This is a genomic window from Lacticaseibacillus suibinensis (genome assembly GCF_003946175.1).
In the GTDB taxonomy this organism is placed as follows: Bacteria; Bacillota; Bacilli; order Lactobacillales; family Lactobacillaceae; genus Lacticaseibacillus; species Lacticaseibacillus suibinensis.
Window position 1 is genome coordinate 37,584 of the sequence record NZ_RHOK01000009.1, and the last position, 16,193, is coordinate 53,776.

At 55.0% G+C, this 16,193-nt stretch carries 6 protein-coding genes and 1 pseudogene; all 7 read right to left on the reverse strand.

Features of this window, described 5'->3' with window-relative positions:
* Window positions 1-56: 56 nt before the first annotated feature.
* Entirely contained in the window at window positions 57-5,258 is a 5,202-nt protein-coding gene (locus EKM90_RS05920; RefSeq protein ID WP_125580662.1) for a TIM-barrel domain-containing protein, read from the reverse strand.
* 651 nt (window positions 5,259-5,909) lie between these two features.
* Entirely contained in the window at window positions 5,910-9,818 is a 3,909-nt protein-coding gene (locus EKM90_RS05935; RefSeq protein ID WP_164507876.1) for a polysaccharide lyase family 8 super-sandwich domain-containing protein, read from the reverse strand.
* 80 nt (window positions 9,819-9,898) lie between these two features.
* The gene (locus tag EKM90_RS12785) at window positions 9,899-10,084 is read right to left on the reverse strand and encodes a hypothetical protein (protein ID WP_164507877.1); all 186 of its coding nucleotides are present in this window, start codon (window positions 10,082-10,084) and stop codon (window positions 9,899-9,901) included.
* A gap of 208 nt (window positions 10,085-10,292) precedes the next feature.
* On the reverse strand, window positions 10,293-10,538 hold the full coding sequence (locus EKM90_RS05945; RefSeq protein ID WP_125580664.1) for a hypothetical protein: 246 nt from the start codon (window positions 10,536-10,538) through the stop codon (window positions 10,293-10,295).
* 91 nt (window positions 10,539-10,629) lie between these two features.
* Window positions 10,630-10,953 carry a hypothetical protein gene (locus tag EKM90_RS05950; protein ID WP_125580666.1) on the reverse strand — a complete coding sequence of 108 codons (324 nt, stop codon included), beginning with the start codon at window positions 10,951-10,953 and terminating at the stop codon, window positions 10,630-10,632.
* 263 nt (window positions 10,954-11,216) lie between these two features.
* Window positions 11,217-14,051 carry a discoidin domain-containing protein gene (locus EKM90_RS13305; protein WP_449812972.1) on the reverse strand — a complete coding sequence of 945 codons (2,835 nt, stop codon included), beginning with the start codon at window positions 14,049-14,051 and terminating at the stop codon, window positions 11,217-11,219.
* A pseudogene (locus tag EKM90_RS13310) lies at window positions 14,040-16,010 on the reverse strand (endo-alpha-N-acetylgalactosaminidase family protein); the annotation flags it as partial. The gene EKM90_RS13305 and the pseudogene EKM90_RS13310, both read right to left, overlap by 12 nt.
* Window positions 16,011-16,193 lie beyond the last annotated feature (183 nt).

Below are 16,193 nucleotides of genomic sequence, written 5' to 3' on the forward strand. Positions count from 1 at the left end.
CCGTCTCCCCCAGACGGTCGCTTCTGCCATATTTACCGGTTGTTCATTACGGTCAGTTAGTTTTGCTTGCGCCGGGAGAACCCAAGGCCCCCGAGTAAGCTGAGTAGTGCAACGCCAAGGGCTGCCAGCGGGGTGGTCGACTCGCCAGTCTTCGGTAGCGTCTTCTTGCCGGCGGCTTTGGTGATCACCGCCACTTTTTGTTGCTGGGATGCTTTTTTATCCTGTTTCAACTTAGCACCTTGGTTGTCAGTTGGCGCAGGTTTGGTGCCTTGATCATGCTTGCCGGTTGGTTCACTCTTACCTGCAGGCTTAAGGGCGGCCAGCGCGGCTTGCAATGCGGTGGTGGCCGCATCGACTTGCGCCGCCGTGGCATTTGGATTAGCCGCTACCGCTTGGGCAGCCGCCAAGGCATCAGCCACGCCGACATAGCTTTGGGCGGTGTAATGAGCCGCATCCTTAGCCGCTTTTTCGCCCTGGGCAATCGCCGCTTGCAAGGCGGTCTTATCAACCACCACTGGCTTAGCCTTGAGGCCAGCCAGCGCCGCGGTCAGCTGAATCGCGGCACCATCAATGGTGTCCTGCGTGGCGGCATCATCGCCAACCACTGCGGCCGCATTGCTGATGGCATCGGCCAGCGCTTGCTGAGAGTCCACGGTGTAGACACTGACGTCGACCCCTTGCGCAAGCTTCAATGACTCGGCCAAAACAGCTTTGTCAATGTGCGAGGCCTGGGTGAGGCCTTTGACGGCATCAATCAGGCTTTGTTGCGCCATGTCGATTGCCGCTTGGTCAGCCGCGCTGTCGTCAACGACGGTTTGGCCTTGCGTCAAGGCATCGGCAACGGCTTGCCAGCTAGCAGCGGTGTAATGCTCCGGATTCAGGGCCTTGGCGGTGGCGATGCTTTGCCGTAAGCCAGCCTTGGCGGGATCGAGGTAAGTCAATTCAACAGCCTCTGGGGCGGCTGGCAAGGCTTCCTCGCTGATTTGGTTAACCAGCATGGGATCCGTCAGTGCCAGCTTCAGCGCATCCCCGGACAGTGGCTTCTTCGCAGTTAAAGTAAAGGTCGCCAGATCCAAGTCGCCGCTTAAGCGGTCGGCTTCGCCTTTGTTCGAGAAGATCAGATAGAGATCTTCGCTGCCGTCTGAGTGCAGCCGCGGCTTGGAGAAGTTGATCATGTTCTTCGTCGCGTCGGTAGCTTGAACGTTGCCAAAGGTCAGTTCCTTGCTGGTGTACGGAATGTGCACGGACAGGGCGTTAACGCCGGTCAGATCATGGCCTTGCAAAGTCACGGTAATCGTATCACCTGGCTGGTAACTGGTCTTATCTGCCTTGAGGGTCAACGTCCCCGTTGGCACATGGCCATCCCAAGTTGTAACGGCGGTGCCGAGCTTGGTTTCGACATAGTTGATGTCAAAGGCATCGATGGTGCCGTTTTGGTTCATGTCACCATTTTCAACATAGCCATCAAAGTCGGAATCCTTGCCATGCGTCAGGCCGGCGTAGTTCCGCAGAGAGGTTTCGTCGTCATCGGTCCAGGTGCCGTCGTTGGTCAAGTCCCCAGGCCAGTGCGGCTTGGTGCCTTCCTTCTTGAACAGCAGGAATTCTTGACCCGAAACGAATTGGCCGACCGACATCCCTTTTGGCACGGTGAAGCGAACAAAGTAGGCTTTCAAGCCGCTGAGATCAACGGTCTTTTCTTGGCCGTTGGCGGCCCAGCCACGGGCCTGAATCGGAGCGCTCCAGTGCACGCCGTCGATGGAAACTGAGATATCCAGGCCCTTGATGGTCCCGTTACCGCCATCCACGCGCGGTACGTAGGTGAAATGGTCCAATTCGTACACATTGCCCAGTTCTGCCAGAATGGAGAGCGGTGTAGCGTCTTGCTTTTCATCCGGTCCGGTGAACCAATTGGTATGCGCCGTGGTGTTCAAACTCAGGTCGAAGAGCAATTCTGGGCCCATGTCTTCCTGCCAGATATTGGTGCCAGTGATATTGGAGTCCGTGCTCCGAACCGAAATGCCCTTGATGGCGTCTTGGAGTGGATCATCGTCAGTGCTCATGGTCTGCACATCGGTCCACGCCCCGGTGCCATCAGCCGTAATCGCCTGAATTTGCACGGTGTGGTCACTCTTCACCAGCAAGCCATCCAGGATAAAGCTGGTGCCTTGCACGTTAGCATGGAGCACTCCGTCAAGCTTCAGGTTATAGCCGGTGGCGTTTGGCGCCGCATCCCAAGTCATGCCGATTTGCCGAGCATCGGTGGTGTCGGCTTGCTGGGTCAGATTAGTGACGGCTGGCACGGCATCATCTTGGGCCGGCAGCGCATTGACTGGGGCGGCGGTGGTATCAACGCCGTCAACCGTCAGCACAATGCCATTTTGGGTGACATCGGTGGCGCCTAACTTCACGCGCAGGAAGGCTTGCTCGATGCCGGTGCCAATCCCCTTCAGGTAGTCATTGATCAGGTAAGCCTGGTCATAGAAGTACACGTTCGTGCCGGCGTTGAAGGCTTCTAAGCTATCCACCGCGGTGAGGGTGACGGTTTTGCCGCCAACCGTAGCGGTGACGCTGGCTGGTGCCGTCTTGCTGCGAATATCAAATTCGGTCGTGCGATCGGTGACCATATTGGCATAACTGCCGGTCATCGGATCAACGGTAACGGTGAGCTTGGTGCCTTGCAGGTCAGAGCTGATGGTGGTCTTGCTGGACTGGCCATTCAGGTACTCCTTGGAAATCCCATCATCCTCGTAGTTCGTCGTGGTGGTCTTACCGTTAGCGTAAATTTGGAATTGCCGCTGGCTGAGATCCATTTTGTCTGGCGTGTTATGCGCAGGCGTGGTGGCGATGATGGCACCGGCTTTGACGAAAATTGGCAGCTTCCAAATCGGGGCGTCAAAGTTATTAATGACCTGACCGCCTTGGTATTCCTTACCGGTGTAGTAGTCAATCCAGATTTGGTTGGCATCTGGCAGGTAAATGCCATTGCGCACGTCATTGCCTTGCGCGTCGGCGTTAGTGTCCTGGTAAACTGGTGCCACCAGGAAGTCGTCGCCCCACATGTACTCGTATTTCACCAAATCCGTGTAGGTTTCTGGCAGATTTGGATAGTCGAGGAACAGCGCGCGCACCATTGGCTTGCCATCGAAGGTCGATTGCGCCGCTGCCGTGTAGATGTACGGCATCAGCATCGACTTTTGCTTCAGATAAGCACGGTTGATGTTGGTGGTCGCTTCATCAAAGACAAATGGATTCTTCGGGTTGCTGCCCCAGCCATCCATGTTGAGTTCGATTGGGGTGAAGGTCTTCCACTGGAAGTCGCGGATGTTGATAATCGGGTTCTTACCGCCGAAAATCCCATCCAAGTCAGATCCGACATTCGGCTGGCCGGATAAGCCTTCGCCGATGTACGTTGGAATGTGGAACCGAATGTATTCCCATTCGCCGCCAGTTTGGTCGCCATCCCAGATACCCGCATAGTGCTGGGTGCCAGCCCAGCCGTTCAAAGTGATGATGAAGGGCCGAATACTGTCGCCGTTCACTTGTTCCATCATATCGGTGGCGGTTTCGATGCCATCAAGCCCGAAGGAGTAGCCAGGACCCACCCAAGCCACGTCGGTCTTCAGCGCCACGACCCCGGCAGCGACTTCAGCGGCGAAATCGCGGTCCTTATTGGTCGGGTTATCGGGATCAACCGGCTTCAGATTTTGCTGGGTCCACAGGCCAACTTGAATACCACGCTCGTTGGCGTACTGGATGAATTCCTTCAAGTTTTCGATGTTGCCAGCCAGGGTATCGGTTTGGCCGTAGCCGGCACCATAGCCGTCATTCGGCAGGAACCAGCCCAGTGGCATGTCATGCGCGATGTATTCATCGATTACTTCACGCGCGGAGAATTGGTAGTTATCCTTTTCCCCGTTCAAGGATTCCAGCGTGCCGGTTTGGCCAGCAGGCACCTTGTCTGGTTCGTATTCCTTGTAGGTCTTGCCATCTGGGAACTTAATGCCGCCATACGTGCCTTCTGGAACTTCGACCCAGATATCGCGGTTATAAGCGTTCAAATGCGCTTCATAAAAGGCGTAATGTGGCATCAAAGCCGGCAGGCCGGTGAGCGTCTGGTAATCGTGAATCAAGGCGTACGCCGTGTCATCGAAGAAGTAAACCGCATCAAAGCGATCTTCTTCATGATTGGCGGTGATTTCGCCATTATTCGCGGTGTCAAAATTGTAGGTCCCTGGCTTGAAGGTGTTGCGCACCACGCCGTAACCCGCAGTGGACCAGTAGAACGGATTAGGTGACGCTACCCCGCCATCAACCCAGTCGTTGGTCTTGAGAATCTTGATTTCCTTGCCCTTCATGGTGAATTCACCATTTTGGGTGCCGCCGCCGAAGTACTGGCTGCCAGCGGCGTCCTTCAGATATTGCGTCGACCCCCCGGCCGTCACTTCCAAAGGCTTGCTTTCTGCCAGTACAATCTTGTTGTTATGCAGCACCGACATCAACCCAGTGGCCTTGGCGAACTGAATTTGAATCGCATCAGTGCCGATGGTCCAGCCGGCGTCAGTGGTGGTCAAGGTCGAGGCGTCGAAGGCCGCCTTGTCGTAGTCATCTAAGGCCTGCGGGAAAATCTTGGCGTTGAGCCCTTCCTTGGACTGCGCCGGGTCGCCGTACTCACCGCTTGGATCAACATAATAGCGGAACATCTTATCAGTGAGCACACTGACCTGCGCCTTTTGCCCGTTTTGATAGGTGACTTCGTAGACGTTGGTTTGCTTCTCGACGTTGGTGATTGGATTAGCCACCGTGTCATCGCTGACAGCATCGTCTGCGCTTTGGTCATCAGCCGCTGGTTGGTCAGCGGCTTGCTTAGCTGCTTGATCTGCCGTTTGGTCTGCCGTTTGGTCAATGGCGGCATCAGCGGCCGGCTTTGCCTCTTGCTCTACCCCAGGGGCCGGATCCGCCTTAACGTCTGCAGCAGCCGCCGACTCCCCAGCCGGTGCTGCTTCTGCTGTTGCTTGCTCTGCGGCCGGTGCTTCAACCTGCTTACCCGTAGCGGTTGTGGCATCGGCGGTTTGATCAGTTTGCGGCTGGTCAGCTTGTGCCTGCGTGCCTTGAACCGCAGCTTCCTCCTTGGCTGCTGGTTCCTGCGTTGCCGCGTGAACGTGATACCCACTTAGTCCTGAGACTGTTAAGAACGAAAGCACTGCCGTACTGTACAGCAGGCCTTTGAACTTGAAAGTGGTGGACTTCCCATGTGCCATACTCAGTTTCCTCCTTTTGGTGCCTGGCTCGTAATTCGCCCGTGAGCCGGTTATCTCAGACATTGATACCCCCACTCCCCAGTAGTGGTACCAACCACCGTGAGTGTATCCGGTTTCAAGACTGGCCGCAAGCGGATCCAGTGGGTTCCAGGGTGGTTCAATCGCGCTAAAAATTTGTCCCCCTTGCTTGCACCTAGCAACAAATATTTTATTTCTAAGAACGATTTTTTTGGTTTTTGAATATTTGACCGAATTTGCTTGCATCAACCGGTCTTTTAGGGCGGTAAACGCCCGATTGGTAGGTACGATTAACCCGGAAATCTTTTTTAAACCGAGCCACAATACTCATTATTTTCACGTTTTTAACCACACCATCGGCGCCACTGTACATTTTAAAAAATGAGTCCTTTCACCTTTTTGGCAATGGTCTAATCGATTTCGCCAATTTTCACGAATTGGGTTTTTAAGCCCGGATTCAGCCCTATTAGACCGGCGTTTGCCGTTTCCAACCTCTAACCACTTTTGTACATACCAATAGTGAACGATGCCTGACCTGCAAACAACCTGCCCCTTTGCAGGCACCAAAAAGCACCGTTCACCTGCGATTCACAGGGAACGGTGCCGGTTTAACTCACTGTGGTCCTAAACTAATCACGCGCGGTGCTTGCGCCAGCTCAGCGCCACTGCGGCTAACAACGCAACCCCAAGCACGCTTAACGCGGCAAAGGTCACTTCGCCGGTACTTGGCAGACTTTGATGCTTGCCGGTTTGCGGCTTCGCATCGTGGTTCGGTTTGGCGTTCGGCGTTGGTTTTGGCGCCGGCGTTGGATTCGGCGCTGGTTCTGGTTCTGGCTTTGGTTCCGGTTCCGGTTCTGGTGCCGGTTCCGGATCTGGCGTTACGGCGACCAGGGCCTTCATCGCAGCGTTCACCTTAGCCGTGGCGGCATCCACGGCCGTTTGCGTGGCGTCGCTGGTCAAGGCTTTGGCCTCAGTGATGGCAGCCTGCAACGCTGCCCAGCTAGCCTTGGTGTAGGCTTTTTCGTCATACTTACCTGCTGCTGCCAGTGCCGCTTCCAGCGCAGAGGTATCCGCGACTTTAGCCAAACCTTTGATGGCTTCATTCAGCGCCTTGGTGGCGACATCCACTGCGGCCTGAGTGGCTTCAGGATCAGCCGCAACGGCTTGGGCAGAGACCCGCACTTTCTTCAAAGCTTGCCAGGTGCTTGGCGTGTAGTCGGCTTCCTTAAGCTTGTCGGCCGCCGCTAAGGCATTGGTCAAGGCTTCTTTACCTGCCACTTTGACCAAATCAGCGATGGCAGTGGTCAGGTTTTGCACCGCAACATCGACATCGGACTGCGCAGCATACTGGTCATCCACCAGTGCTTCTGCCTGATCGAGGGCCGTTTGCACTTTGGCAAAGCTGGTTGGCGTGTAATCGGCCGCGGCCAGCGTCTTGGCCTGCGCAATCACTTTTTGCAGAGCAGTTTTGTCGACTGGCACTGCTAATTGCACGGTGACGGTTTGACTCGCCCCTGCCAGGCCCGTGGTGTCAAAATGCAACTGGTTGCCTTCTGCCGTGAAGGCGCCGGCAGCCTTGGTCGCGATTGACACCGGATGGTTAAAGGTGAAGTTCACCGTGGCGCCGGTTTGCCGCGGTTCGGCGGCGGTTAATTGATAACGGTTGTGCCCCAGGTCCTTGATGACAACGGCAGCGGTGTTATCAATTGAAACGAGGTCCGCTAGCTGGTCGGCCTTGGTCCAAACATTCGCCAGGATTTCATCCTTGGTTTGAATGGCCTGCAGTTGGTTGCTGTTGGCCAGCACCTTGTAGCTTGGCGTTTTCGCCAACGCAGCGATTTTGGCATCGGTAGCGCCAGGCACGGTCACGTATTCGTAACTACCATTGTCAACGTTTTGGCCGTGCATCGCGGCCAGGGTCAGATAGGTTTTAGAGTAAACCGTATCAGATGGGAAGTACCCGTTGATCTCTTTATACGAGCCTTCGCGCGTGGCTTGGCTGATGGCCACTTGGTCATTGTGCGGGGCAATGATATAGCCGACGTTGTTTTTCGGGTCCGCCGCGTTGAGGTTGGCCCACTGGCTGACCGTCTTTTGACTAGCAAAAGGCTGGCCATCAACTGTGATTTTTGTGGTGGCAGGATCGAATTGCCGCTGGTCGACGATGGTTTCGATGTCGGCCTTGGTGCTGCCGGTGATGTTAGCACCGAGGTTAACGATTTGCCCGTCAAGCAGGAACCAAGACTTCATCGCCTTCAGATTTTGGCCTTCGTTCACCTTGTTTAGCGCCATGCCGATGCTGGCGGTGTGGTGATCGGTGGCCCCACCCACCCAGGCTTGTGGACTACGCGAAGAGGACTTTTCACCGATGGTCAATTCAGTGGTATCCACCGTGGTCCCAGGCAAGCGATATGGGTCGACGGTTGGCCAGTAGCCTTCGCCAAATTGATCTAGGTCGTTGTTGTAGAGATAAACCATGCCGTCAGCGCTGTGCCAGGCTTTACCGTTTTCGGTGTTGCCATATTCGAAGTTGGCGATGCGCTTGGAGTACATGGCAATCCCAACGGCATAATCGGCAGTTTTTTGCAAAACGCGGTCCATCGAGCCGTAGACATTCAGTGAAGCCACATCGGCTGGCTGCGCGGAGGCGTTAGCCAGGGCGGTTTTCAGGCCGGTGATGGCGGCATAGTCGCGGGGATTGTTGAAGTAGTTGTAGCGATTGCCCACTTGTGCCACCCAAGTCGCCACGGCATGATAGATTTTGGCCTTCAGCGGGGCCGGCGTTGCGTCGGCGATTAAGGTCAAGTTTGCCAGAGTTTCCTTCCCGGTTTCCAGCTCAGTGGTTTCAGGGTTAGTGCCAGGCGCCCGGGAAATACTCCGCCCGGAAACCATCGATGGCATCCGCCCGTTGACCATCAGCTGCAGATACCCCTTATCCAGCAGGTTGAAGACATTGGTAAACTGGCTTTCGGCAATTGTCCAAGGCGTGCCAACCAAAATCGACGAGACGCGCGCAATCCCTTTGATCATTTCGTTGCCGTAGGAGCCGTTGTATGGGAAGAAGGTGTGCTGCACGAAGGAACCATCAGCATAAATCCCATCTTTAGCGGTTACCAACCCCATGGCTTTAGGCAGGTTTTGTTGGACCAGCGCCACGCGGCTGTCATCTTCCAGCAACAAGCCACTAGCCAACACGGAAATCGAAATATCTGTCAGGTTCGCGCCGGTGGCGGTGTAGCTTGGCCACTGAATGTTAGGATCCTTGCAGTAACCCAGCAGGGGCTGGACGAATTTCACCAAAGTCGCGTGATCTTTTGCGTTCAAGTCGTTATACAGCAGCATCAACGTGTCATCGAGCTGCTGCGCAGAGCCGATTTGCCAATCCCACCAGTTGCCCTTGGAATAAGTACCGTTATATTGCTTCTCCGTGATCATAAAGTTGATTGCATCGATAATAGCATCGTAAACTGCCTGATCATGGTATTGCTTGCTGAGTGGGTTGTAATAACCCAGCGTCAGGAGCTTGATGTTGGTAAAGGTGGTGGTGTAGTCCGCCGAAATGGTATCCGCTGGCTTCAAGGCCCACACGCGGTCGCGGTCGGCGCTGCGATCCATTGTCTCCCACAAGGTTTGGCTCTGGTTCGCCAGACTGGTGAGGTAGGCCTTTACATTCGCGTCACTTAGGTCCGGGGTTTCGGCGATCAAACGGTCGCGCCAGCGCTGACGCATTTGCACGTACTCGGCGCGCGCCGCGGCAACGGTGACTTCAGCCTTTGCGCTCACATTGGTGTTGGCCGCTGCTGCGGTGATGGTGGTTTTGCCGGCTTTGAGCCCGGTGACTTGCCCCTTCGCATCAACCGTTGCCACGCTAGGATCGCTGCTGGTCCAAGCGATGGCATCTGCTTTCGGCGTCATATCGCTAGGGGTAGCGGTGTATTTGAACTGCGTGGTGTTGCCGACGCTCACTGTTTTGGTCGTCGCATCTAAGGTGAGGCCGGTCAGCGTTTGCGCTTTGGCAAAAGCCTTGATTTCATTGATACTAGCACCGTACGTTTGCTTGTTGGTGTGAAGCCATTGTTTTTCTTGGTGGAACTTGATGTAACGCACCTGTTGTTGGGTCAGAGTGATTTTGCGATCAGCCTTGACGCCGTTGCTGGCCGGCAAAGCCTTGTTGACGGTATAAACCGATTTGAACTGCTGATCGTCCTTCGCCACCAGCACTTCATAAGCCGGGGCTTCCGCAAAAAAGTCCAGATCGATTTCACTAACCGGCTTGGCTGCCCCTAAGTCCACCGTCAGCCACTGATCATCAGTCTTACCCGCCGACCAGCGGGTACCTTCATCGCCGTCAACCGCCTTTTCCCCGCTGAACTTGGGGTAAACCCAGCTGCCATCATCATTTTTATCGCCTTCGACGCCAGAAAATGTCACTGGCCGGTTCAGGGCGAGGTTCAAGTTGTCATCGGCCTGCACATGCATCGCGCCGGTGGTCACCAATGCTAATGCTAAGACGCTGGCACTAATCAAATGTCGCTTCTTCATTTTGCTCCTCCTCAGGTTCACTTTTTAGTCAATGCTGAACGGCCGGTCGTCGCCCACCGACCGCCGCTCAGTTGCCTTACTTAAAATTTTGACCAGCGTGAGCGTACCAAGGTGCGGCTGGAAGCGCAATCATTCATATCGCGCATTTGCCAGTGGTATACACCACCGGTGACCGCTATTCTGGGCCGGAAAATAAAAATGCCCGGATTGGGCTTAAATTTTCCATACCAATAGATGCTCGACAAATCACAATCGCGTTTTTCCAAGCGGTAATCACTAGTTATTAGCGATATTGACATTTTTAATCGGAATATTTTTGTACATACCAATTCATAAAAAACATTAAGCGCCCAGTTTGGTGAACAGCTGAGTGCGGATTATAAACACGAAGATCCGTGTTATCGACCAATTCGCACAGAAGCCAAAACACTAATCTTGGAATCGAAAAAGCCGCCAAATGGCGGCTTTTTCGCACTAAACTTGTTTTTGCGGCGCGACCTCAACATTGGCTCCCATCGATAGCAAGCCATTAAAGGTTTCCTCGCAATCATTAAGGTCAAAGCCCTGTTTCCCGGTGTCCGGGGTTGGGACCTTAACCGTGGTCACTGGAGCGACTTCGCGCAGATATTCCAAGGCGGCTGGTGTGTCGGTTTTTAAGCCGTCGTCCCACCACAATGTGACGGGATTTTTACTAATCATGAGCGTCACTTTGAATTCCATCTGTCTCGCTTCCTTCCTGTGTCTGAAAGCGTACCTTCTCTATCTAGAATATCGCATCAGGTCGTCAAGGCGCTAAGTATCTGCTCACTGCTTAAAAAGCCAGCGTCCGCAAAGTAGAAATACTCTTCCAGTAATCGTCATAGGCCTGCTGCGTCGCCTGTTTATAGTCTTCCCAATCCCGTTGCTGTTCCGGACTCAGTATCAAACCGTCCATGCTGATGGCATCAGCGATTGCGCGCCGGAGCGGCAAGACCTCGGTGTACAATTTGACCCCTTGGTACTTCGCATCAGCCGCCACGGTGATCAAGCCCTTGCTGCGCACAGCGAGGGCTTGCGCCTGCGCCGAGCCGGTAGCAAAGCTATGAGATAGACCAATTAGTGCGGCCACAATCAACATCTTTTCTTTATCGCCCATCACTTTTATCCCTCCCAAAAAACGCTTTCTTTGTTGCTACCCTATGCCCAACTTCATTGTGCCACCAACTATAGACGGTGACCAGCGCCGAAGCCGTTTTGTTTCACGTGAAACCGAACAAGCCAAGCACTGCCGGCAAGCTCACTTGACCAACCCACATCGCGTTTTCGCCATCAAAAAAGTGCCACCTGATCGGCTTGATCAAGTGGCACCTCTTTCATTGCTACGGAAACTGAGGAAGACGGTTCAACAATGCGGGGAGTTTAGTCTTCTTTGCGCTTACGGAACCCAGCGAGCATCCCTAGCGCGCCTAACACAGACAGCCCGACCAAGGTCGTACTGGTGTCAGCGGTATCGCCTGTCTTCGGCAAGTTCTTCTTAGCCGCTTTCATGGCCTTGTCTGCCTTCGATGGTGACTGGTGGTTAGCTTTAGCAATTTGGCCTTTGTGCTTGCCATTGTTGCCCTGATTATCCTTGTGACCTTGGTTTCCATTATTTGGCTTGGTACCTTGGTTACCCTTGCCAGGTTTACCAGTGTCAGTTGGCGTGGTGACCGGCTCTTCTGGCAACGTAAAGGTTGTCGTCAATGGCGCGGAAACCTCACCATTTTCATCAACGGCCCAGAGTGCCAGCGTGTACTCACCCGGCTGGAACCCAGTCAGATCAGTTTGATCCGTCAACGCTTCTGCCCAATCCCCCGGTGTCGCTGGCACGCTCTGACCAGCAGTAAGGACGTAGAAGTAGTAGGTCGGGTTGGTCATGCCACTAATGGTTGGCCAGTCAGCCACGGTGAACCCAGTTGGCGTCAATGCGCTAGCGGTCAATGCCTTGTTCCAAGCCGGCTTGGCGGCCAGCGCTGCCACCGCAGCCTTAACCGCATCGGCAGCTTGATTCAGGTCATCCACGGTGCTAGCGTCATCGGCCAGAGCCGCTTGGCCAGCCGCCACTGCCTTTTGCAAAGCAGTCCAGGTCGCTGGCTTGTAGTCAGCTTCGTGCTTGGCCGCAGCCTCCGCCAAGGCGTCAGTCAGGGCTGCTTGCGCATCGATCTTCGGCTGCGGATCCACCACCGTGACGCTGCCGGTGGCAGTCGTCGTCAGGCCAGCGGAGTTCATGGCGGTGACGGAAACCGTGTAAGTGCCTGGTGTCTGCGGATCAATTTGCGAGTCATCGACGGTCAGCCGCTGAATCTCGCTGCCATCAATCGTGTCTGCATAGGTCAAACTCGGCAGCCAGTCAAAGGCGGTCAGGTCTTGCCCTTTCTGCATTTCGGTTGGCGCCACGGTCAAGGTTGGCGTGCTGCGGTCAACCAGCAGCGTAATGTCAACCGCCGAGGCAAAGGTATCTGGCGTATCGCCGATGGTGTGAACCGGAATCAGCACCAGTTTGTCGACATTGACCGTGTCAAAGTTCAGTGTCTTGGTGGTATTGTCACCGGCCCAGTTGCCGGAAGCCAGTAACGTGCCGGTCGTATCGTCAGGCCCAGCATAACCCCAGAGTTCGTACTGGGTGATGATGCCGTTCTTCCCTGAAGCCCGCGGCTGGTAAACCAAGCCGTTGATTGGATAGGTGCCATCCAGCTGCATGGTGACCGTCCGCTGTTCAACGGTGGTGACATCATTCCAGTTAGTGTGCCAATCAGTACTTGGATCGCCATCGAAGGCATTTTCAATTTCTTCACCCGGCTGGAACGAGCCCGTGCTTGGGGTGATGTGCTGATCTGGCAGCTGCTTGGTGGCAGCAATACTAATCATGCCATTCGCTGCGTCTTGGAGGGCTTTCGAGGCGCCGGTGACGTCATCGATCGAAGCGTCAGGATTATCCAATACCGCCTGCGCACTGGCCACTGCGGCATTGAAACTATCCACACTGGCCGGTGTGTAAAGGCTCATATCTTCCTTCTTCGCTGCATCAATCAGGCGGGCCAAGTCGCCGCGGATTTGTTCCAGATAAGCGGATGCCAGGTTTTCGTCAGTGAGTTCGGTCACTTTGAAATTATCCAAAATGAAGTCGTACTGGCCACCAGCGAGACTCCTAATCCCAAAGCCCAGACTACCATCAGGCGCGCCAGCCACAACCAGGCTCACATGCTGCGTGTGGGTGGCAGCTAGGTCAGCAGCGGACTGATCGCCATTGGTGGCTGGGAGTGCATTGAAGGTCTGATAATAGTTTTCGCCATCGACGGAAACAGGCTGGAAGGCACCGTTGCCATCAGTTTGGTAATCGAATTCAACTTTGTAGTACTTCCCAGCTTCGAATTGAACCGATTGCGGAATCGTCGTGTACAAAAGCCCAGTGCCTTGCTTGTGAGACTTCAAGGACCAGTCGCCGCCGAGCACATCATCAATCTTGTTACCGTTCCAGCCGTACTGCGTGTATACATCATGCCGTTCAGACAGGTGGTCACGGGGATCAGCCACCCCATCGGCAGCGCCGTTGAAGAATGGATACAGCCCAATCGCCTTAGTGTCTTCAAAGTCTTGGTCAATGATGACCTTGTTGCCATCAGCATCGGTCGTACCACTTTGAAGATTCGTTTCCCGGGAAATAACTCGCAGGTCATCAAATTGAGCCAGCGTGTCCCCAGCGTCAGCGGCCAAGGTGATGGTTACGGTAGCGTCGGCTGGGACGGTGAAGTCCACGCGGGCCTTTTGCATATAAGATTTTGCGTCGTTAGTTGTGTGATTCGTATCGGCCTGAATGTAGTTTTGGTCGATGGAATTGCTGAACGTCAGCGTCTGCGGCTGGCCATTCACGGTCACGGTGATGGTCACCGGCCGATTGTGGGTTTCGGTGTTCACGTACAGGCTGTAATCACCAGCGGCCAGTGGCGCGAGCTGTTGGGTGACACTCATCGCCTGCTTGCCGGCTTGCAGCAAGTAGTCGCCATTCTCATTGCGAACCACCTGGGGATCGCCGGTGACTTGCCAGTTATCTGCCAGGGTGTTGGCCGCGTTGAAGCCAGGGTCTTTGAGCACGGTGCCTTCACCGAAGTTCAGCTCCTCGGTACCTTCTTCAGTCAGCGTTAAAACGTAAGGCGTGGCGGCATCCAAATCCAACGTCACCGCACCATTGACCACGTCGACTGCCCCCAGCGCCACCCGACCTTGGTCAGTCAGCTTGTACAGGTACAGCTGCTTAGCATCCTTGAAGCGGTCCGTGAGCTGCCAGGTGGTAGTGCCCTTTGTGTCGCTCCAGTAGTAAAGCTTGTCAAAATTGAGCCCGGTAGTGTCAGTCGTGCCGGCCTTGATGCCATTACCCACGGTATCCGTGGAGTCCCATGGCAGGAGCATTGAGACAGAATGGCCGGTTTCGGTGCCGCCATAGGTCAGCTGGTCGCGCAGGACTTCGACGCCGTTCATCGTAATCAGCTTGGTGCCGGTGGAATTATCGACTTTCACGCCGTTATCGAAGCTGATCGAGCCGACGTAATCCTTTTTGGTGTTGTCCCAAGTGGCATTCCAGTTGGTGATGTTGAAGTGCTGCAGGAACTTGGTTGGCAAATCCGTCCGATAAGTAACATCCACAAAGCTGTCGAAATCAACTTTGGCGACCCAGCCTTCGAAGGCCTCGAATTCCGCCCCACCCAGCAGCGAATTATCGCCGATGGTCCAGGTGTCTTTTTGATTGTTGCGCATGAAACGTTCGATGTTGCTGTTTACGCCTTTAGTGGCACTGCCGCCGTAAGCTTTTTCAGCGGACCAGTGGTTCCACAAGGTGTCATATTCCAGGGCATTCGGGAATTCGTTGTGCAGTTCCCAGCCGAGGCTAGCGATTTCGGCGCCTAATTCACGGGATTCCCAGCCGGCTTCGCCTTGGTTGCCCCAAACATCGACGTAGATGAAATCAAGGTCAGGACTGAGCGCCTTCAAGGCCTGCAAGCGCGCCAAGCGGTCGCCGCTTAAGGCATCATAGCGCTGGTTGATCATGTAGGAAGGATCCAGCCAGTCCCAGCCCTTCTTGGTCGGATCAACAAGCTGATCATCGAAGGCCTTGGCTTCTGGATAAGATTCAGTGTCGTTGATGTGGACCCCAAAGCTGGCATTGTAATCATGGCCGGCTTCAATCAGGGCGTTGAAATCATCAGCGCCGCCTTGGCGTTCCCCAACCGCATCGTAGTCTGGGTGAGCCGAGTCATGGCCTTCGCTTTGGTACCCTTTCAGCAGCACCGTTTGGCCTAAGCCGTCAGTAATGGCGTAGACGCGCTTGGTTTCATCAAGGGTGGTTGAAAACGGATTGGTGGCTTCCGACGCGAAGTTCATCGGAATGCGCTGCGCTACAACGCGCCGCGTATCCTGCCAGCCCAGCGGATCATTTATGATGTCGCGCGTTACAATAGCCGCGTCCTGCCAATCGACAATCCCGTCGCCGTTTTCGTCTTCAGCAAAGGCCGCAGACCATTGCGGCAAAGCAGTGAGGCTAGCTGACAACAGAGAGGTGTTGTCTTCCGCCGCCCGCAGCGTGAAGTAGTTGGTGCTCAAGCTGGCCAGTTTTTCCCCTGCCACGGTTTGCGTGGTTAAAATCAGCCGGTTGTCTTCGGACTTATCGGCGCCATCTTGGGCCGCATTGGACCAGACGCCGGCCGCCACCGTGTCGTTGTTGACAAAGGCGTACCGATATTTTTCGGTGCCTTCTGCCTGACTGGCTAAAGCCTTGAAGGTATCGCCAGTCGCCCCGTTGGTTGAGGCGCTTGTAGCGGTATCCATCCGCACGCCAGCAAAACTGGCATCCTTGTCGGTTACGGCCACGCTGGCTAGTTGATCATTCGGGAACGCGAGCTGATGAATAATGGTGCCGTTCAGCTCTTGAATGTTGCTGACGGCAAAGTTCACGGTTTTGCCGCTCACTGTGGCGGTCACGGTGAAGCTCAGCTTGTCCGTCACGGTCATGGTGTAGCTGGCTTGGGTGGCACTGAGCTGATTGAAGGTGACGGTTGGTGTGTAAGCCACGCCATCCAGCGTAATCTGCGTCAAAGCAGTTTGCGTTGCCTTCATAGTCTTGCCGTCTTTGAAGGTATAACCATAAACCGCTGGGAACGTCGTCGACAAGTAGGCGCTCATGTCAGCAGTCGTCAGCGTTTGATAAGCCAGTCCGCTTGGCACCACTGCTGGGGTAGCCTCAGGGGTCGCCGGGGCAGCGGTCACCGTCTTTGCGGCAGGCGCTGGCGTCGCGGCGGCTTCTTCAGTCGCTGCTGGAGTGCTGGCCGCGGGCTGCGCGGTGTCTGTAGCTGCGGTTGCAGTCGC

What these genes read in the sequence shown, in the direction of transcription:
- EKM90_RS05920 (WP_125580662.1), bottom strand. Translation starts at nt 5,258, where the DNA reads ATGGCACATGGGAAGTCCACCACTTTCAAGTTCAAAGGCCTGCTGTAC.
- EKM90_RS05935 (WP_164507876.1), bottom strand. Translation starts at nt 9,818, where the DNA reads ATGAAGAAGCGACATTTGATTAGTGCCAGCGTCTTAGCATTAGCATTG.
- EKM90_RS05945 (WP_125580664.1), bottom strand. Translation starts at nt 10,538, where the DNA reads ATGGAATTCAAAGTGACGCTCATGATTAGTAAAAATCCCGTCACATTG.
- EKM90_RS05950 (WP_125580666.1), bottom strand. Translation starts at nt 10,953, where the DNA reads ATGGGCGATAAAGAAAAGATGTTGATTGTGGCCGCACTAATTGGTCTA.